14 protein-coding genes and 1 pseudogene are annotated in these 18,699 nt (G+C 74.1%); 5 read left to right on the forward strand and 10 right to left on the reverse strand.

All coding sequences use genetic code 11. The annotated features are described in order from the left end of the window. Nucleotides 1–132: 132 nt before the first annotated feature. The 3 genes from B7P34_RS24340 to B7P34_RS24350 are packed head-to-tail and all read right to left on the reverse strand — an operon-like array spanning nucleotide 133 to nucleotide 3,310. Entirely contained in the window at nucleotides 133–1,017 is an 885-nt protein-coding gene (locus B7P34_RS24340) for a sugar phosphate isomerase/epimerase family protein (RefSeq protein WP_106679798.1), read from the reverse strand. Beyond that, on the reverse strand, nucleotides 1,014–2,168 hold the full coding sequence (locus B7P34_RS24345; protein WP_106679800.1) for a dihydrodipicolinate synthase family protein: 1,155 nt from the start codon (nucleotides 2,166–2,168) through the stop codon (nucleotides 1,014–1,016). Before B7P34_RS24345 ends, B7P34_RS24340 begins: the two co-directional genes overlap by 4 nt. Continuing rightward, on the reverse strand, nucleotides 2,165–3,310 hold the full coding sequence (locus B7P34_RS24350) for a Gfo/Idh/MocA family protein (protein WP_106679837.1): 1,146 nt from the start codon (nucleotides 3,308–3,310) through the stop codon (nucleotides 2,165–2,167). The genes B7P34_RS24345 and B7P34_RS24350 overlap by 4 nt, the downstream gene beginning before the upstream one ends. A 64-nt stretch (nucleotides 3,311–3,374) precedes the next feature. On the opposite strand from B7P34_RS24350, the pseudogene B7P34_RS24355 reads away from it, so the two are divergent. Beyond that, nucleotides 3,375–4,049: pseudogene (locus tag B7P34_RS24355) on the forward strand (sugar phosphate isomerase/epimerase family protein); the annotation flags it as partial. Here the strand turns inward: B7P34_RS24355 and B7P34_RS24360 are convergent. After that, nucleotides 4,039–5,013 carry an EamA family transporter gene (locus tag B7P34_RS24360; protein ID WP_106679802.1) on the reverse strand — a complete coding sequence of 325 codons (975 nt, stop codon included), beginning with the start codon at nucleotides 5,011–5,013 and terminating at the stop codon, nucleotides 4,039–4,041. The pseudogene B7P34_RS24355 and the gene B7P34_RS24360 overlap by 11 nt on opposite strands. Nucleotides 5,014–5,104: 91 nt before the next feature. On the opposite strand from B7P34_RS24360, the gene B7P34_RS24365 reads away from it, so the two are divergent. The 3 genes from B7P34_RS24365 (at nucleotide 5,105) to B7P34_RS24375 (ending at nucleotide 7,675) form a co-directional block, all read left to right on the forward strand. Beyond that, nucleotides 5,105–6,010, forward strand: coding sequence for a LysR family transcriptional regulator (locus B7P34_RS24365; RefSeq protein WP_106679804.1), 906 nt, complete (start codon nucleotides 5,105–5,107; stop codon nucleotides 6,008–6,010). A 57-nt stretch (nucleotides 6,011–6,067) separates the two neighbouring features. Next, nucleotides 6,068–6,688: a TetR/AcrR family transcriptional regulator gene (locus tag B7P34_RS24370; protein WP_106679806.1), complete on the forward strand. Its 621-nt coding sequence runs from the start codon at nucleotides 6,068–6,070 to the stop codon at nucleotides 6,686–6,688. Nucleotides 6,689–7,051: 363 nt separating this feature from the next. Beyond that, a complete protein-coding gene (locus B7P34_RS24375) occupies nucleotides 7,052–7,675 on the forward strand; it encodes a hypothetical protein (RefSeq protein ID WP_106679808.1) in 624 nt (207 codons plus the stop codon). A 41-nt stretch (nucleotides 7,676–7,716) separates the two neighbouring features. On the opposite strand, the gene B7P34_RS24380 is transcribed toward B7P34_RS24375, so the two are convergent. Both B7P34_RS24380 and B7P34_RS24385 read right to left on the reverse strand, forming a co-directional pair. After that, complete coding sequence (locus B7P34_RS24380) at nucleotides 7,717–9,141, reverse strand: S28 family serine protease (protein WP_106679811.1); 1,425 nt, start codon at nucleotides 9,139–9,141, stop codon at nucleotides 7,717–7,719. 73 nt (nucleotides 9,142–9,214) lie between these two features. After that, complete coding sequence (locus B7P34_RS24385; protein ID WP_223268178.1) at nucleotides 9,215–10,180, reverse strand: NADP-dependent oxidoreductase; 966 nt, start codon at nucleotides 10,178–10,180, stop codon at nucleotides 9,215–9,217. A gap of 197 nt (nucleotides 10,181–10,377) precedes the next feature. Here B7P34_RS24385 and B7P34_RS24390 point away from each other — a divergent pair, with 197 nt between their 5' ends. Further along, nucleotides 10,378–10,776: a winged helix-turn-helix transcriptional regulator gene (locus B7P34_RS24390; protein WP_189383021.1), complete on the forward strand. Its 399-nt coding sequence runs from the start codon at nucleotides 10,378–10,380 to the stop codon at nucleotides 10,774–10,776. On the opposite strand, the gene B7P34_RS24395 is transcribed toward B7P34_RS24390, so the two are convergent. The 4 genes from B7P34_RS24395 to kdpB form a co-directional block, all read right to left on the reverse strand. Continuing rightward, nucleotides 10,760–11,341 carry a dihydrofolate reductase family protein gene (locus B7P34_RS24395; protein WP_106679817.1) on the reverse strand — a complete coding sequence of 194 codons (582 nt, stop codon included), beginning with the start codon at nucleotides 11,339–11,341 and terminating at the stop codon, nucleotides 10,760–10,762. The genes B7P34_RS24390 and B7P34_RS24395 overlap by 17 nt on opposite strands. A gap of 77 nt (nucleotides 11,342–11,418) precedes the next feature. After that, on the reverse strand, nucleotides 11,419–15,162 hold the full coding sequence (locus B7P34_RS24400) for an ABC transporter ATP-binding protein (protein ID WP_148668961.1): 3,744 nt from the start codon (nucleotides 15,160–15,162) through the stop codon (nucleotides 11,419–11,421). A gap of 115 nt (nucleotides 15,163–15,277) precedes the next feature. Beyond that, nucleotides 15,278–16,363, reverse strand: coding sequence for an esterase-like activity of phytase family protein (locus B7P34_RS24405; RefSeq protein WP_106679821.1), 1,086 nt, complete (start codon nucleotides 16,361–16,363; stop codon nucleotides 15,278–15,280). 148 nt (nucleotides 16,364–16,511) lie between these two features. Beyond that, nucleotides 16,512–18,656: a potassium-transporting ATPase subunit KdpB gene (gene kdpB / locus B7P34_RS24410; RefSeq protein WP_223268179.1), complete on the reverse strand. Its 2,145-nt coding sequence runs from the start codon at nucleotides 18,654–18,656 to the stop codon at nucleotides 16,512–16,514. Nucleotides 18,657–18,699: the final 43 nt, after the last annotated feature.

Here is an 18,699-nt window from a genome sequence, read left to right on the forward strand (position 1 = left end):
GGTCCGACGACCGGGCCCCCTCGTGTCCCCCCAAAACCGGCTTCCTCCGAATCCCCCCGGATCCCTCCCCAGGAAGCCCGATGCCTTGTACGACCCGCCTCGGCCGCAAAGGGTTGCAACGCTTTCAAGGAGTTATCTTTCCGTTACCCTATGTGCGATTTCAGCGTTGGCGGCTACCCCGGGTCGAGCGAGGACATACCGACGGTAACGCTCCAGGGTCTCGGTGAGGACTTCCGCTCCGTCCCTGGCCCACAGCCGCGTGCTGAAGATTTCGGCCTCCACCGGCCCCCGGTAGCCCGCCGCGGTGGCCTGTTCGAAGAACCAGCGGAGGTCGACGCAGCCGTCGCCGAGCTGGCCGCGGCCGAGCAGCGCCCCTTCCGGCAGCGGCGTGACCCAGTCGGCGAGCTGGAGGGCCGCGATCCGGCCGCCCTCCCCCGCCCGCGCGAGCTGTCCGGCCACGGTGTCGTCCCACCACAGGTGGTAGCTGTCGACCACGACGCCGACCCGGTCGGCGGGGAACCGCTCGGCCAGGTCCAGGGCCTGACGCAGCGTCGTGACGACGCTGCGGTCGGAGGCGTACATGGGGTGCAGCGGCTCGATCGCGAGCCGCACGCCGTGCCCGGCCGCGTACGGGGCGAGCACGTCGATCGCCTCCGCCACCAGCTCGCGCGCGCCCTCCAGGCCGCCCGTCCCCGGCGGCAGTCCGCCCACGACGAGGACGAGGACGGGCGCCCCCGCCTCGGCGGCCTCCTGGACGGCCGCCCGGTTGTCCGCGAGGGCGGCCGCCCGGGCCGCGGGCTCGGGGGAGGTCAGGAAGCCTCCGCGGCACAGGCTGCTGACGGACAGTCCGTGCGCCCGCACGAGCCGACCGGCGGCGGCCGCCCCGTACTCCTGCACGGGCCCGCGCCACAGCCCCACGTGCCGCACCCCCGCCGCCGCGCACCCCGCCGCCAGCTCCGGCAGGGACCACTGCCGCACGGTCTGCTGGTTGAGGCTGAAGCGCGCGAGGCCGGTCACGGCTCCACCCCGTGGACGGCCAGCAGCCGGCGCATCCGGGCCTCGGCGAGGCCGGGATCGGGGAACAGCCCGAGGCCGTCGGCCAGCCGGTACGCGCGCGCGAGGTGCGGCAGGGAGCGCGCCGCGTGCCCGCCTCCCGCCATGGTGAAGTGGTCCTGGTGCCCGGAGAGCCACGCGAGCAGCACGATCCCCGTCTTGTAGCAGTGCGTCGGCGGTGCGAAGAGGTGGCGGGCGAGCGCGACGGTGGGGTCCAGGAGGGAGCGGAAGCGGTCCCGGTCGCCCCGGTCGAGCGCCCGCACCGCATGGGCGGCGAGGGGCGCCAGCGGGTCGAAGACGCCCAGCAGGGCGTCGCTGTGGCCGTCCTCGCCGCCCTCGATGAGCTCCGGGTAGTGGAAGTCGTCGCCCGTGTAGCAGCGCACCCCGGCGGGCAGCCGGCGGCGCAGGTCGCGCTCGCGCTCAGCGTCCAGCAGGGACACCTTGACGCCGTCGACCTTGTCCGGCCGGGCGGCGACGACGGCCAGGAGAGTGCCCGCGGCGGCGTCCGGGCCGGTGCCGCCCCAGTAGCCCTCCAGCGCGGGGTCGAAGGCCGGACCCAGCCAGTGCAGGATCACGGGCCGCGCGCTCTGCCGCAGCAGGCTGTCGTAGACGTCCCGGTAGTCGTCCGGGCCCGTCGCGACGGCGGCGAGGGCCCGCGAGGCCAGCAGGACGGCCTGGCCGCCCGCCTCCTCCACGAGGGCCAGCTGTTCCTCGTAGGCGGCGGTGACGGCCGCCAGGGTGCCGTACGGGGGCGTGAGCTGGTCGGTGCCGGCCCCGCAGACGATGCGGCCGCCGGCGGCCTTCGCCTCCGCCGCGGAGCGCCGGATCAGCTCGGCCGCGGCCGGCCAGTCGAGGCCCGCGCCGCGCTGGGCCGTGTCCATCGCCTCGGCGACGCCGAGGCCGTGCGCCCACAGATGGCGGCGGAAGGCCAGGGTGGCGTCCCAGTCGAGCGTGGCCGGGCCGTACGGGGTGGTGTTCCCCAGCGGGTCGGCGACGACGTGGGCGGCGGCGAGGACGGCGCGGGAGACGGGCGGCGGTCCGGGCGCGAGGTCCAGGGACCGCCCGGAGGGCTCGTACGGGTGCAGCCGCCCGCCGGCGCCGGGCAGCCGGATCACGTGGCGCTCCAGGCCATCCGGCGGCCCTCCCGGGCCGATGTCCGGGCCAGCGTCGCGAGCCGGACGCCGCGGGCGCCCGCACGCAGGTCGTAGGGCCAGGGCTCGTCCAGGACGACGTGCCGCAGGAACAGCTCCCACTGGACCTTGAAGGCGTTGCCGAAGGCTTCGTTGCCGGGGACCTCCTGCCACTGCGCGCGGAAGTCGTCGTCCGCGGGGACGTCGGGGTCCCAGACGGGCTTGGGGGTGGCGGAGCGGTGCTGGGCGCGGCAGCGGCGCAGCCCGGCGACGGCCGAGCCCTCGGTGCCGTCGACCTGGAACTCCAGCAGCTCGTCGCGGTGGACGCGCACCGTCCAGGAGGAGTTGAGCTGGGCGACGACGCCGCCCTCCAGCTCCATGATCGCGTAGGCGGCGTCGTCGGCGGCCGCGCGGTAGGGCTTGCCGCTCTCGTCCCAGCGGTGCGGGATGTGGGTGGTGACGTGGGCCTGGACGCTCCGCACGGGGCCGAAGAGCTCCCGCAGGACGTACTCCCAGTGGGGGAACATGTCGGCGGTGATGCCGGCGTCCGGGTCGCGGTAGTTCCAGGACGGGCGCTGGGCGGGCTGCCAGTCGCCTTCGAAGACCCAGTAGCCGAACTCGCCCCGTACGGACAGGACGCGGCCGAAGAAGCCGCCGTCGAGGAGCCGCTTGAGCTTGCGGATGCCGGGGAGGAAGAGCTTGTCCTGGACGACACCGTTCTTCACTCCGGCCGCCGCGGCGCGGCCGGCGAGGTCCAGCGCCCCGCCCCAGTCGCAGGCGACCGGCTTCTCGCAGTACACGTGCTTGCCCGCGGCTATGGCCTTGCGCAGGGCGGGTTCGCGGGCGGAGGTGGCCTGGGCGTCGAAGTAGACGTCCACGGAGGGGTCGGACAGGACGGTGTCGAGTGCGGTGGTCCACCGGTCGAGGCCGTAGCGTCCGGCGAGCTCCTTCAGGCGGTCCTCGCTGCGGCCGACGAGGACGGGCTCCGGCCACAGGCGCGTGCCGTCGCCGAGGTCGAGGCCGCCCTGCTCCCGCAGGGCGAGGACCGAGCGGACCAGGTGCTGGCGGTGCCCCATGCGGCCCGTGACGCCGTTCATGGCGATGCGCAGGGTTCTGCGTGCGCTCATCGTGCGTGCCCCCTTCTGCCGTACGGGGAGCATTTCCCGCCCGCCCCGGGGGAACGCGTTCCCCATGAAGCTCGCGTTCTCCACGCTCGGAGTGCCCGGACTGCCCCTGTGGGAGGTGGTGCGGCTGGCCCGCGCGCACGGCTGGGACGGCGTGGAGCTGCGGGCGCACCCGGAGGAGCCCGTGCACCCCGGGCGCGGGCCGCGGGAGCGGGAGGCGGCGGTCGCGGAGTTCGCCGGCTCGGGCGTGGAGATCCTTGCGGTGGCGGGTTACGCGCGGGTGGCCGCCGCCGGTGACGACGCGGCCGTGCTGGGCGAGCTGAGCGGGCTCGTCCATCTGGCGGCCGATCTGGGGGCCCGCTACGTCCGGGTGTTCCCCGGCGGGGGCGGCCTGCCCGCGGAGGAGGCGGACGCGCTGGCTGCCCGGCGGCTGGGGGCGGTGGCGCCCCTGGCCGCGGACCGGGGCGTCCACGTGCTGCTGGAGACGCACGACTCGCACCGCCGGGCGGCGGACGCAGCAAGGGTCCTGGGGCCCGTGGGGCACTCCCACGTCGGCGCCCTGTGGGACGTGCTGCACACCTGGCTGGGCGGCGAGTCCCCCGCGGTGAGCCTCCCGGTGCTCGCCCCGCACCTGGGCTACGTCCAGGTGAAGGACGTCGCCTCGGCGGAGGACCTGGCACCGCTGCCGCTGGGGGCGGGGGTGCTGCCGCTGGGCGACTGCGTCCGGGCGCTCACCGCGTCGGGCTGGGACGGCTGGCTGTGCTGGGAGTACGAGAAGCGCTGGCATCCGCAAGCGGCAGACTTCGGGCAACTGGCAGGGCCGGGCGCGGAGTACCTGCGCGGGCTGCTCGCCGCCGCCCGCCCAGCGCCGTGACGCCCACCCCGGACACCAACAGCACCGCGGCGGCCCAGCGCAGCGGGCTCACGCCCTCACCGAGGAAGAGCGCCGCCGAGGACATGCCGAAGACGGGCACCAGGAGGCTGAAGGGCGCGACGGCCGAGGCGTCGTAGGTGCGCAGCAGGAAGCCCCAGGCGCCGAAGCCGAGGACGGTGGAGACCCAGGCGACGAAGAGGATCGCCCCGGCGCCGCTCCAGTCGAGGGAGCGCAGCGCCTCGGCGTCCGCCTCCGGGCCCTCGAAGAGGAGCGAGAGCAGCAGGAGGGGCAGGACGGGGACGGTGCTCACCCACACCATGAAGTTCAGCGCGTCGGGCGGCGCCGCCTTGCGGGTGACGATGTTCGACACGCCCCACAGGGCCGCCGCGGTCACGACGAGGGCGAAGCCGAGGACCGGCCCGGACGTGCCTTCGTCGACGGCCGCCACGGCGATGCCCGCGACGGCGGTGCCCATGCCCAGCAGCCGGGTCCGGCCGAGGCGTTCGCCGAGCACGGCCGTGGCGAACAGGGCGGTGAAGACGGCCTGAGCCTGCAGGACGAGCGAGGACAGGCCGGCCGGCATCCCCAGGTGCATCCCGGTGAACAGGAGCCCGAACTTGCCGACGCCCAGGACGAGCCCGACGGCGGCGATCCAGCGCCACCGCACCTGGGGCCGGCCGACGAGGAGGACGGCCGGGACGGCTGCCGCGAGGAAGCGCAGGGCGGAGAAGAGCAGCGGCGGGAAGTGGGCGAGGCCGAAGTCGATGACGACGAAGTTGACGCCCCAGACGGCGGCGACGAGAACGGCGAGGGAGAGGTGCAGGGGACGCATGCGGCAAGCCTCGCCGCCCCGACCCTGTAGCACCAGCACAGGTTCCTTCATGATGGGATTCAGCAACGCTGAAACGAGAGGGGGGCGTTCGGTGCTGGACCTGGCACGCCTGCGGGCGCTGCACGCCGTGTCGGTGCACGGTTCGGTGAGTGCCGCGGCGGTGGCCCTGGGCTACACCCCGTCGGCCGTCTCGCAGGCCGTCACCAAGCTGGAGCGGGAGACGCGGACGACCCTGCTGGAACGGCGCGGGCGGGGCGTGGCGCTGACCGACGAGGGGCGGCACCTGGCGTCGACGGCCCGGCAGTTGCTGGCACTGGTCGAGCGGGCGGAGACGGAGCTGGAGGAACGGCGCGGGCAGCCGGCGGGCCGGCTGGTCGTCGGGGCCTTCCCGTCGGCGGCGCGCGGCCTGATGCCGGGCGTGCTCGCCCGCCTCACGCGCGACCACCCGGCGCTGGACGCCCGCCTGCTGGAGGTCGATCCCCACCTCTCGGTCGACCTGGTCTCCCAGGGCGTCATCGACGTCGCCGTCGTCCACGACTGGGACATCGCCCCGCTGGCCCCTCCGGAGGGCCTGGAGCAGGTGCTGATCGGCGAGGACCGGTGCGACGTCCTGGTGCCGGAGGGGCACCCGCTGGCCGGGCGGGCCATGCTCGACCGGAGCGACCTGCCGCACCACCGCTGGATCTGCCAGCCGCCGGGCACCGTCTGCCACGACTGGCTGGTGCGCACGCTGCGCGCCGCCGGGCACGAGCCGGACCTCGCCTACCAGGCGGCCGAGAACCACACCCACATCGCGCTGGTCGCCGCGGGCCTCGGCATCGCCCTCATGCCGCGCCTGGGGCGGGGCCCGCTGCCGGAGGGCGTGCGGGCCGTGCCGCTGGACCCGGTCCCGGTGCGGCGGCTCTCCGCCCTGTGGCGCAGCGGCGCAGCCCGCCGGCCGGCGATCACCGAAACCATCCGCACGCTGCGCGAACAGTGGCCCCTGAGGACGTTCTGAACCTTTGCATCACTCGTTTAAATCGTATGATGCAGCCTCGGCGAGAGGGCTGCACACATGACGGTGGACACCAAGGAACGGCTGATCCGTGCTGCGGACACCGTGCTGCGGACGCAGGGCTACGCCAAGTCCAGCGCGCGGACGATCGCCAAGGAGGCGGGCGTCAACTCGGCGCTGGTCTTCTATCACTTCGGGGGCGTCGACCCGCTGCTGTTCGCCGCGCTCGACCGCTCCTCCGCCGAGCGCATGGAGCTGCTCGCCGAGGCCGTCGCGGGCGCCCGCACGCTGGAGGACCTGGTGGACGCGGGCACCCGCGTCTACCGCAGCGACCTCGACGGCGGGCACCTGACGCTGTTCTCCGAGCTCGTCGCCGCGGCCGTCGCCAAGCCGGAGCTGCGCGAGGAGATACGGGTCCGGGCGGAGCCGTGGATCTCCTTCGTCGAGCAGACCCTGGAGCGGGTCATCGGCGGGACGCCGCTCGCCCGCCTCACCCCGCCGCGCGACCTCGCCAACGCCGCGATCACCTTCTACCTCGGGGTCAACCTCTTCACCGTCCTCGACAGCGACCGCTCGCGCACGGAGTCGGTGTTCGCGATGGCCCGGCGGCTCGCGCCGCGCGCGCGGCTGCTGACCCGCCGGCTGCCCGGTCTCGGCGCGAAACGGCGCGCGCACGACTGACGCGCGCCCCGGTGCGGAACCGCTCCGGGGCGCCGCCCGTCCAAGGGCCGTGCTGCCGTCGTACCCCCCGCAGAGCGGTGTCGGCCCGCGCCGCCGGCCGGTTGCTGACCTCCCTCTCCGCCGCCTGCGGCGGGCAGCACGCCGTCGTCGGCGCGCCCCCTGTTCCATCTGCGCCGGCGGCGGGCGGGGCCGCGGGAGAAACCTCCGCCGGGGCGCGTCCGAGGCGCGCGCACCCCGGCGTGCGCCCGGCGGAACGCGCCCGCACACACATCGTTTCCACCGGTGTCGCGCGCCCCGCACGTCTGGTGTGCGCCGGGCCCGGGGAGCCAGGCTGGAGCGCATCGGGGGGGGACGGGGGTCATCATGCGGCCACGCGCGCCGCGGGCGGCGCTGCTCGCGCTCGTGCTCACCGCCGCCTGCACGGCGGGGGCGCTGACCGGCTGCCGCACGGGCCGGCAGCCCGCCGCTGCCGCCGAGGCCGCCGGGGCCCACGCCCGCCCCGGGCACGATCCGGCGTTCCTGGCCCGCGGGGAGTGCGCGGGGCGCGCCGCGGGTTCGTTCACCGAGGTGTCCTGCCGGAGCGCGGAGGCCGCCGCCCGGGTCCTCGCCCGCTACAACGGCCCCCGTTCCGGCGGCCCGCGCTGCCCCGCCGAGACGGACTTCGTCCTGCACATCAACGCCCTCGACCAGGGCACCTCGGAGGAGAGCAGTGCGCCCGAGGGCTACGCCTGCATGCGCAACCTCCAGCCGCCCCACCCGGGCGACCCGGGCATGGGCGGCGGGCCCCTGACGGTGACCGGAGACTGCCTCTACGCCCAGCGGGACGGGGTGGTGAAGGAGACCGCCTGCGACGGCTCGGGGCCCCGCGCCCCCGAGTACCGCGTCACGACGGAGGTCGGCGCGCGCCGGGAGTGCCCGCCCTCGACGGACCTGTACGTACAAGTGGGCGGCGGGGCACCCGTCGGGTGCGCCCGCCGCCTGTCCTGACCCGCCGGCCGCGGCGGGTCACCCCGCCACGGCCGGTGTCCTTAAGGCCGCAGGCCCTTCCGCGGCTCGACGACCGGCTTGTCGAGCTTCGCGTCGTACGTGGCGAGCGGCTTGGCGTGCGAGGCGTCCTCCGCCACCGCCGCCGGGGCGACGCCCGCCCACTGCAGGACCTTGGCCGTGGCCGTGGCCCGCTCGTCGGCGACCAGCTGGGAGATGTTGGAGCCGTGGTTGCCGCCGGGCGCGTAGAAGCGGTAGTCGTCACGGGCGGCCGCGTTCCTGCCGAGGCGGAACGGCTCGCTGCTCCACGGGTCGTTCTGCCCGTAGACGAAGAGCATCCGCTTGCTGTCCTCGCGCACCCAGCGGTCGATGTCCGCCATCGCGTTGCGCTTGAACTTCATCGGGATGTCCCGCGGCACGTAGGCGCGCGGCTGGACGGCGTCCGGGTACCGCAACAGGCCCTTGAGGTGCGGGTACTTCACGGTGGGCGCGCCGAGCTCGGTGCCCGCCTGGTAGTAGTACGGAGTGAAGCGCTCCATGCCCTGGTCGGTGTAGCCGTCGAAGCCCGAGATGGTGTCGATGAACTTGTACAGCTCGTCGGTGGAGGCGTTCGTGGCGGGCACGGTCGCGCAGTCGCTCTGCAGGTGGTACTGCCAGAACGAGTACACCAGGTCGAGGACGACGTTCTCGTAGGCCCGGTCGGCGTTGCCGATGACCTTGAACGTCTTGCCGTTCTCGTCGGCCCACTTCTGGTAGCGGGTGACGATCTCGCCGCGGCGCAGCAGCGCCTGTCGCTGCACCGAGTTCAGCTGGTTGCGGCAGGCCTGGTCGCCGACGTTCGCGAAGAACCGGTCGTAGGCCGAGTCGTCGTCGTTGTCGACGTCGTTGGGCGCGACGTAGGCGACGGTGCCGTTCATGTCGTTCGGGTAGAAGCGGCGGTAGTACGTGGCGGTCATGCCGCCCTTACTGCCGCCGGTGGCCAGCCAGTTCTTGCCGTAGAGCGGCTTGAGGGCGGCATAGAGGCGGTGCTGGTCGCTGGCCGCCTGGTAGATGTCCAGCTTCGACCAGTCGGCGGGCGACGGCCGCGACGGGGTGAAGAACCGGTACTCCATCGACACCTGGTTGCCGTCGACGATGCGGGTCGGCTCGCTGCGGCCCGGGCTGGTGTTGACGTTGTAGCCGGAGGTGAAGAAGACGGTGGGCCGGTCGGTCGACTTGTGCAGCAGCGTGAAGCGCTGCTGGAACGTTCCCTTGGCCGGATTCCGGTGGTCGACGGGCTGGTCATAGGTCAGGACGAGGTAGCGGTAGCCCTCGTAGGGCTTCTCCTCGACCAGCTTCATCCCCGGAATCTTGAGGACGCGTTCCTTGATGTCCGGCTCGGTGCCCGACGCTGCTGTCGCGGTGCCGCCGGCGCCGACGGTGCCCGCGAGCACCGTCAGGGCCAGCAGCCATCTGAATGCCTTACGCACTCACCCTCCCCTGGGTTCGCAAAGTCCGCCGCGAACCTACCGGGGGGCCGACCGGCGCACCAGCCCCTTTCCGTCAGCCGAGCGTCAGGACCACCTTGCCGCGCGTGCGTCCCGTCTCCACCAGCGCGTGGGCCTCCGCCGCCGCGGCGAGCGGGAGTTCGGCCGACACCTCCACCCTCAGCTCCCCGGACTCCACCAGGGCGGTGATCGCCTCCAGGGCCGCGCGGTCGGGCTCCACGAGGATGCCCGTGGCCCGGACGCCCCGCTCCCCGGCCAGCCGGGCCGCCTCCGGGTCCACGCCCGAGGGGACCGCGACCAGCAGGCCGCCGGGCCGCAGGGCGGCCAGTGAGCGGAGCTGGTGGGCGGGGGTGCCGATCGAGTCCACCACCAGGTCCGCGTCGCGCACGTGGTCCTCGAAGCGGACGGCGGTGTGGTCGAGGACCTCGTCGGCGCCGAGGGAGCGGACGAAGTCCGCCTTCGCGGGGCCGGACGTGCCGATCACGTACGCGCCGCGGGACTTGGCGATCTGCACGGCGAGGTGGCCGACGCCGCCCGCCGCCGCGTGCACCAGCACCCGCTGTCCCGGCCGCACGTCCGCCGTGTCGACGAGGATCTGCCAGGCGGTCAGCGCGGCCAGCGGCAGCGCCGCGGCCTCCGCGTGGGACAGGCCCGCCGGCTTGCGCGCGAAGTGCCGGGACGGCGCGGTGACGTACTCGGCGAAGGCCGCGCCCACGTGCGGGAAGCGCGGCATGCCGTACACCTCGTCCCCCGGCCGGAACAGCGTGGCGCCGAAGCCCACCGCCTCCACCACCCCGGAGACGTCCCAGCCGAGCGTGAACGGCGGGTCGCCGAGCCAGCCGGCGATGCCCTCGCCGGCCCGCGTCTTGACGTCCACCGGGTTGACGCCCGCGGCGCGCACCCGGACGAGGATCTCCGTCGGGCCCGGTTCGGGGCGCTCGACCTCGGCGAGGCGCAGGACCTCGGGGCCGCCGAAGCGGTCCTGGACGACTGCCCGCATACGGGCCGGGGGCGTGGACATGTGCTGCTCCTGTGCAGGGGGAGGTGACGACGACTGTTGGCGGCTGCTCGGCCGCCGAACCATGCTGTGCGCCGCTCCCGGCACCGGCCAGACGGAACTTCCAGGTAACCGCCCCGGGGGCTGCCGCGTGACCGCCCCGCGGACTGCCGCGTCACCGGCCCGGGAATACGCCCCGGCCCCGGCCGGTTGCCTCCTCCGTGGAAGATCTGTGCCCCTGCCGCCCCCTCCTCGACCGGCTCGGCGACCGCTGGTCGGCCCTCACGCTCAGCCTGCTCGACGGCGGCCCGGCCTACTTCGGCGAGCTGGAGCGCCGGATGCGCCCGGTGAGCCGCAAGGTGCTGACGCAGACGCTGCGCGGGCTGGAGCGGGACGGGCTCGTGCACCGGACGGTCGAGGACGAACAGCCCGTCGTGCGCGTGGCCTACGGGCTGACCGAGCTCGGGCGGAGCCTCACCGGGCCGCTCGCCGCCATCGAGGGCTGGCACGAGCGCCACCAGGAGACCGTGGAGCGGGCCCGGGCCGCCTACGACGCCGCGCGGCCCGGGCCGGGAGTGACCGCCCTGCGGGAGCGGGCCGCGCTCAGCCGGTGCGCTTGACGTACGTCACCATGACGACGCCGTTGCCGAACGTGCGGGTCCCCTTGAGCTCGTAGAGCTCCGGGGCGAACTCCGACGCGAAGAGGGGGATGCCCTTCCCCGCCACGAACGGGTTGATCTTGAGGACGATCTCGTCGATCTCCTCGCGCAGCTGTCCCGCGAGGCTCGCCCCGCCGCACAGCCAGATCCCCTTGCCCTCCTCCCGCTTGAGGCCGCGGACCAGCTCCACCACGTCGCCGGCGTAGACGGTGACCGCGGGGTCGGGGCTGCTCGTGAGGGACTTCGAGACGACGTACTGCCGCAGGTGCGGGTACGGGCTGGTCATGCCGATCGACAGGCCGGGCTCGTAGGTGTTGCGGCCCATCAGCACGGTGTCGAAGTCCCGGTTGTCCGGGCCGAGTCCGACGGCCTCGCGGCCGCGCGCGGAGACCGTGTCGGGGTAGCTCTCGACCAGCGCGGCGACGTACGCGTCGTCCAGGATCGACATCATGAACCCGAACTCGTCGCCCGGGCCGGCGATGAAGCCGTCGATGGTGGTGGCGATGAAGTACGTGAGCTTGCGCATGGGGTCCCCCGCTCGGTACGAAGCGCCTTGCCCGAGGCCTTTCGGCGCCAACGTACCGGGCGGGGAGCCCCCGTGGCCTACGCCGGCACCGCTTCGCCCGTGAACGTCCGCCACAGCTCCGCGTAGCGGCCCTCCCGGGCCAGCAGCTCGGCGTGGGTGCCGTCCTCGGCGACGCGGCCGTGGTCGAGGACCACCACGCGGTCCGCGCGGGCCGCCGTGGTCAGCCGGTGGGCGACCACGAGCGTCGTGCGGCGCCCGGCCAGCCGCTCCGTGGCCTGGTTGACCAGCGCCTCCGTGGCGAGGTCGAGCGCGGCCGTGGCCTCGTCGAGCAGCAGGACGTCCGGGTCGACGAGCTCGGCGCGGGCCAGGGCGATCAGCTGGCGCTGGCCGGCGGAGAGGTTGCGGCCGCGCTCGGTGACCTCGTGCAGATAGCCGCCGTCGAGCGTGGCGACCATGTCGTGCGCGCCGACCGCCCGCGCCGCGGCCTCCACCTCGGCGTCGGTGGCGTCCGGGCGGCCGTAGGCGATGGCGTCGCGCACCGTGCCGGGGAAGAGGTACGGCTCCTGCGGGACGACGCCGAGCCGGTGCCGGTAGCCGGTGGGGTCGAGCTCGCGCAGGTCGTGCCCGTCCACGAGGACGGCGCCGCTCGTCGGGTCGTAGAACCGCGCCACCAGCTTGACCAGGGTCGACTTGCCGGCGCCGGTCTCGCCGACGAACGCGACGGTCTGGCCGGCCGGGATCGTCAGCCGGACGCCGGACAGGGCGTGCTCGCCGTCGCCGTAGTGGAAGGCGACGTCGTCGAAGACGATCTCGCCGCTGAGCTCCCGCACCTCGCGCGGCCGCTCCGCCACGGGCGTGGTCGTCGGCTCGCGCAGCAGGCCCTGCACCCGGCCCAGCGAGACGGTGGCCTGCTGGTAGCCGTCGAAGACCTGCGACAGCTGCTGGACGGGGGCGAAGAACAGGTCGATGTAGAGCAGGTAGGCCACCAGCGCGCCCGCGGTCAGCGTGCCGTCGCCCACCCGGCCGGCGCCCACGATCAGGACCGCGGCGGCGGCCACGGACGACAGCAGCTGCACGAACGGGAAGTAGACCGATATCAGCCACTGGCCGCGCACCCGCGCCTGCCGGTAGGACCGGCTGCGCTCCGCGAACCGCCGGGCGCCCGCCTCCTCGCGCCGGAACGCCTGCACGATGCGCAGGCCCGCGACGCTCTCCTGCAGGTCGGCGTTGACGAGCCCGACGCGCTCGCGCGCCAGCTCGTACGCCTTGACGCTCTGCCGGCGGAAGACGACGGTGCCGGCGACCAGCAGCGGCAGCGTCGCGAAGACCACGAGGGCCAGTTCGACGTCGATGACGAGGAGGGCGACGAGGATGCCGAAGAAGGTGAGGACGGAGACGACGGCGGTGACCAGGCCGGTCTGCAGGAACGTCGACAGGGCGTCCACGTCCGTCGTCATCCGCGTCATGATCTTGCCGGTGAGCTCGCGCTCGTAGTAGTCGAGTCCCAGCCGCTGCAGCTGGGCGAAGATCTTCACGCGCAGCGCGTAGAGGATGCGCTCGCCCGTGCGGCCGGTCAGCCGGGTCTCCGCGACCTGGGCGGCCCACTGGACCACGACGACGAGCAGGGCCAGCCCCGAGGCCGCCCAGACGGCTCCCAGGGCGAGCTGCTGGACGCCCTTGTCGATGCCGTGCCGGATCAGGACGGGCAGCAGCAGGCCGGCGACGGCGTCGACGGCCACGAGCAGCAGGCTGAGGACGAGCGGCGCGCCGAAGCCGCGCAGGAGCTGCCGCAGCCCGTACGCCTCCTCGGGGCGCGCGGCCCGCTCCTCGTCCACGTCCGGGGTGTCGTCCGCGGGCGGCAGCGCGGCCACCTTGGCGAGCAGTTCGGGGGTGGCGGGCATGCCGGTGACGCCGTCGGCGGGGCCGGAGGGCTCGTCCTTGCGCACCCACAGGGCGGGAGTGACGCCGTTGACCACAGGGTGCGGGTGGCTTGCGGTCAGGCGGGAGGGCGCGGCCGCGGCGGGCGCCCCCTCCTCCGTGTGCGGCGCCTGGCCGGCCGGGTCCTTCACGACGCCCGCGAGCTCTCCGGGATCGGTCAGCAGCGCGCGGTACCGCTCGCAGCGCTCCTCCAGCTCCTCCGCCGTGCCGACGTCCACCAGCCGGCCGCCGTCCAGCACGGCGATCCGGTCGGCGAGCGCCAGCGTCGACGCGCGGTGGGCGATGAGCAGGGTCGTGCGGCCCGCCATGACGCCGCGCAGCGCCTCGTGGATCTCGTGTTCCACGCGCGCGTCGACCGCGGACGTCGCGTCGTCCAGGAGGAGCAGGCGCGGGTCGGTGAGGATCGCGCGGGCGAGGGCGACGCGCTGGCGCTGGCCGCCGGAGAGGGTCAGGCCCTGCTCGCCGACGGCGGTGTCGTAGCCGTCGGGGAGTTCGCTGATGAAGCCGTCCGCCTGGGCGGCCCGCGCGGCGGCGCGGATCTGCTCGTCGGTGGCGTCCGGGTGCCCGTAGGCGATGTTCTCGCGGATGGTGTCGGAGAACAGGAAGCTGTCCTCGGGCACGAGGCCGATGGCGGCGCGCAGGGAGGTCAGGGTGAGGTCGCGGACGTCGTGGCCGCCGACGCGCACGGTGCCGCCGGTGACGTCGTAGAAGCGCGGCAGCAGCAGGGAGACGGTGGACTTGCCGCTGCCGGAGGCGCCGACGACGGCCACGGTCTCGCCGGGCTCGATGCGCAGGGAGAAGCCGTCGAGGACGGACCGGGCGGGATCGTAGCCGAAGGAGACCTTGTCGAACTCGACCGTGGCGGGGGCGTCCGCGGGCAGCTCATGGGCGTCCGGGCGCTCCTGGACGACCGGCTCGGTGTCGACGAGTTCGAGGACGCGCTCGACGCCGGCGCGGGCCTGCTGGCCGACGGTGAGGACCATGGTGAGCATCCGCACGGGGCCGACGAGCTGCGCGAGGTAGGTCGAGAAGGCGACGAACGTGCCGAGGGTGATCTGGCCGCGGGTGGCCATCCAGCCGCCGAGGGCGAGCATGGCGACCTGGCCGAGGGCGGGGACGGCCTGGAGGGCCGGGGTGTAGCGGGAGTTGAGGCGCACGGTGCGCAGGCGGCCGGCGAAGAGCCTGCGGCTCACCTCGCGGAGCTTGGCGGTCTCCTGCTCCTCCTGGCCGAAGCCCTTGACGACGCGCACGCCGGTGACGGCGCCGTCCACGACTCCCGCGACGGCCGCGGCCTGCCCCTGGGCGTACCAGGTGGCGGGGAAGAGCCGGGTGCGGCTGTGCTTGGCGAGGATCCACAGCGCGGGGGCGACGGCCAGGGCGACGACGGTCAGGAGCGGGGAGAGGGCCACCATCACGACGAGCGAGATGGCGAAGAGCATGAGGTTGCCGATCATCATCGGCAGCATGAAGAGCAGGCTCTGGATGAGCTGGAGGTCGCTGGTGGCGCGGCCGACGACCTGTCCGGTGGACAGCTCGTCCTGGCGGCGCCCGTCGAGCCGGGTGATCGCGGCGTGCATCTCGGTCCGCAGGTCGTGCTGGACGTCGAGGGCGAGCCGGCCGCCGTAGTAGCGGCGGACGTACGTCAGGCCGTAGACGACTACGGCGGCGGCTATGAGGAGCGCGGCCCAGGGGGCCAGGGGGCGCTGGTGGGAGCCGATCACGTCGTCGATGATCAGCTTGGGTATGAGGGGCACGAGCGCCATGACGGCCATGCCGGCGAGCGAGGAGCCGAGGGCGAGGAGCACCGCGGTGCGGTAGCGCCAGCAGTAGCCGGCGAGCCGCCTGGCCCATCCTTGACCTGTCGTGTCCTTCGCCGCTGCCACCCGAGCCTCCTGCGCTGCCGCTCTCGTCCTGCTGACGGAGGGCCCAACGCCCTGGGCTGCGGATTTCATCCCGCCGCAACAAGGGACGGGCGGGAGGCCGGGGTGTGCGCCCGCCCTACGGCCGCGGCAGGCGCACTGTGAGCGAGTAGAGGCGGGTGATCTGCGCAGGGTTCTGGTTGTCGTCGCTCACCAGCAGCAGACGGAGGGCCCCTCCGGTCCGCTTCGTGACGACGAGGCCCTCGATGTTGTCGAGGAGGGGGTTCCGCTGGGGCTGCCGCGCGGTCGCGCCGAGGGACGGGCACGCGCCGAGGTCGGCGAGGAGCGTCTTGCCGGCGGGCCGGGTGCCGGCACCGCCCGGCAGGTTCGTGACGGCGGTGACGTCGCTCGCGCGGCGCGGGTCCGCGAGGTAGAGCCGTACGGTGTTGCCGACGCCCGCCGTGAAGCCGCGCTCCAGGACGAGGAGGCGGCCGTCGCCCGCCGCGGTGATCTCGGCGACGCCGAGGCCCTTGTCGACCGGGTAAGCGTACTGCGGGCCGAGGGCGAACTCCTGCCGGCCGTGCCGCTGCCAGCTCTGCAGGCGCACCAGCGGTCTGCCGGCGGCGTCCGGCCCGTCACCGGTCAGGGACTGCTCCATGGAGGCGATCAGCGTGCGCCCGCCGGGCTGCAGCGTCAGCCCCTCGAAGGTCTGGTTGGCCGTGGCGCGCCCGGCCGGGGCCACCTGCAGCGCGGCGGGCACCGGGAGCCGGCCCAGCAGCTTGCCGTCCTTGTCGTAGCGGCGCACGGAGGGCTCGGTCTCGGAGGTCACCAGGCGGGTGCCGTCGCGGTCGACGACCAGGCCCTCGGAGTCGAGCGGGCCGCCCTTCTCGTCGGCGAGGTCCACGACCCGCACGGGCGTCGCGGACGGGGCCCCGAGGCCCTTCTGCCGCACGTCGAGGGAGAACATCTGGGAGCGGTCGGAGAGCGCGGCGACGGTGCCGTCCCCGTCGGCCGCGAGCGCCGAGAGGTTGCCCACGAACGCCCCCTGGAACGTCGTCTTGTCCAGGGCGTCGGAGAAGCCGTCGATCCGCACGGAGGGCGAGCACGCCCGCGCGGGCGCGTGCTCGTACGGCTGCCGGGGCGCCGCGGCGGCGGTCGCCGGGGTCAGGCACGTGGCCGCGGCCAGCGCGGCAGCGGCGGCGGCGAGCGCGGATCGGGTACGCACGGGGCGGGCCTCCTGAGGCGGCGGTGAACGACGGCTGCGCCCACCGTAGATCGCCCGGGGCGGTGGGGAAATTGATTCGCGCGAACGTACGGGGAATACGGGGAAACGCAGAAACGGAGAAACGCCGTACGACGGCTCCGCCCGCCCGTCACAGGCCCGGCATGAACTGCAGCAGCAGGTCGATGAGTTTGATGCCGGCGAAGGGCGCGATCAGTCCGCCCATCCCGTACAGGCCGAGGTTGCGGCGCAGCAGGGCGTGGGCGCTGGAGGGGGCGTAGCGGACGCCGCGCAGGGCGAGGGGGATCAGGGCGATGATGACCAGGGCGTTGAAGATGATCGCGGAGGCGATGGCCGAGGTCGGGCTGTGCAGGCCCATGACGTTGAGCTTCTCCAGGCCCTCGTAGCCGGCCACGCCGCCGAACATGGCCGGGACGATCGCGAAGTACTTGGCGACGTCGTTGCAGATGGAGAAGGTGGTGAGCGCGCCGCGGGTGATGAGCAGCTGCTTGCCGATCTCGACGATCTCGATGAGCTTGGTGGGGTTGGAGTCCAGGTCCACCATGTTCCCGGCCTCCTTGGCGGCCGAGGTGCCGGTGTTCATGGCCACGCCCACGTCCGCCTGCGCCAGCGCCGGGGCGTCGTTCGTGCCGTCGCCCGTCATCGCCACGAGCTTGCCGCCGGCCTGCTCCTCGCGGATGCGGGCGAGCTTGTGCTCGGGGGTCGCCTCGGCGATGTAGTCGTCCACGCCCGCCTCGGCGGCGATGGCCTTGGCGGTGAGCGGGTTGTCGCCGGTGACCATGACGGTCCTGATGCCCATGGCGCGCAGTTCGGCGAAGCGCTCGGCGATGCCGGGCTTGACGACGTCCTTGAGGTGGACGGCGCCGAGGACCCGGCAGCCGTCGGCGTCCTCCAGGGCGACGAGCAGCGGGGTGCCGCCGCCGGCCGCGATGGACTCCGCGATCCAGGAGGCCTCGGCGGGGACCTCGCCGCCGCGCCGGGTCACCCACTGCGCGATCGCGCTGCCGGCGCCCTTGCGGATGCGGCAGAACTCCCCGTCGTAGGCGAAGTCCGCCCCGCTCATCCGCGTCTGCGCGGAGAACGGCACGAAGCGGCCGTGCGCGAACTCCCCGTCGCCGTGATGGATCCCGTACTGCCGGGCGAGGTCGACGATGGAGCGGCCCTCGGGCGTCTCGTCGGCCAGGGAGGCGAGCTGGGCGGCGTCGGCCAGCAGCTCGTGCGGGATGCCCTTGACGGGCACGAAGGCGGCCGCCCGGCGATTGCCCAGGGTGATGGTCCCGGTCTTGTCCAGGAGGAGCGTGTTGACGTCCCCGGCGGCCTCCACGGCACGCCCGGACAGGGCGAGGACGTTGCGCTGCACGAGGCGGTCCATGCCCGCGATGCCGATCGCCGACAGGAGGGCGCCGATGGTCGTGGGGATGAGAGTGACGAGAAGTGCGACGAGGACGGTGATGGTCTGCGGGGCGCCGGCCCAGCCCGCCATGGGCTGCAGCGACACCACCGCCAGGATGAAGATCACCGTCAGGGAGGCGAGCAGGATGTTGAGGGCAAGCTCGTTGGGCGTCTTCTGCCGGCTGGTGCCCTCGACCAGGGCGATCATGCGGTCGAGGAAGGTGTGGCCGGGGCGCGAGGTGATGCGGACGACGATCCGGTCGGAGAGCACCGTCGTCCCGCCGGTGACGCCCGAGCGGTCGCCGCCGGCCTCGCGGATGACCGGTGCGGACTCGCCGGTGATGGCCGACTCGTCCACCGAGGCGACGCCCTCGACGACCTCGCCGTCGCCCGGGACGGTCCCGCCCGCCTCCACGACGACGAAGTCCTGCGGGCGCAGGTCCGCGGCGACGACGCGCTCCTCGTACCAGTCGCGCCGGTCCATGCCGACCCGCCACGAGCGCAGCCGGCGGGCGACGGTGGTGTCGCGGGTGCGGCGCAGCGTCTCGGCCTGGGCCTTGCCGCGGCCCTCGGCGACGGCCTCGGCCAGGTTGGCGAAGAGCACGGTCAGCCACAGCCAGACGCTGATGAGCCAGGTGAAGGCGGACGGGTCGAGGACCGCGGAGAGGGTGGTGAGGACGGAGCCGGCCTCGACCACGAACAGCACCGGGTGCTTGACCATGACCCGGGGGTGCAATTTGCGGAAGGCGTCCGGGACGGAGGCCGCCAGCTGGCGGAGGTCGACGGCGCCGCCGGCCACCCGCCGGTGCCGTTTCCGCCCGGGCGCGGGCGGGGCGGGGCTGGGGGCGGCGACGTCCTGTTCGGGGAGCAGGTGCAGCGACAACGGGGTGGCCTTCGACGGAGGTGGGCGGTCGGGAAGGTGATCA

Origin of the sequence: Streptosporangium nondiastaticum (assembly GCF_003011965.1) — a bacterium.
GTDB classification, from domain to species: domain Bacteria; phylum Actinomycetota; class Actinomycetes; order Streptomycetales; family Streptomycetaceae; genus Streptomyces; species Streptomyces nondiastaticus.

Excerpts from the sequence above, each read along its gene's own strand:
- B7P34_RS24350 (WP_106679837.1), bottom strand. The coding sequence starts at position 3,310 with ATGAGCGCACGCAGAACCCTGCGCATCGCCATGAACGGCGTCACGGGC.
- B7P34_RS24360 (WP_106679802.1), bottom strand. The coding sequence starts at position 5,013 with ATGCGTCCCCTGCACCTCTCCCTCGCCGTTCTCGTCGCCGCCGTCTGG.
- B7P34_RS24370 (WP_106679806.1), top strand. The coding sequence starts at position 6,068 with ATGACGGTGGACACCAAGGAACGGCTGATCCGTGCTGCGGACACCGTG.
- B7P34_RS24375 (WP_106679808.1), top strand. The coding sequence starts at position 7,052 with ATGCGGCCACGCGCGCCGCGGGCGGCGCTGCTCGCGCTCGTGCTCACC.
- B7P34_RS24385 (WP_223268178.1), bottom strand. The coding sequence starts at position 10,180 with ATGTCCACGCCCCCGGCCCGTATGCGGGCAGTCGTCCAGGACCGCTTC.
- B7P34_RS24395 (WP_106679817.1), bottom strand. The coding sequence starts at position 11,341 with ATGCGCAAGCTCACGTACTTCATCGCCACCACCATCGACGGCTTCATC.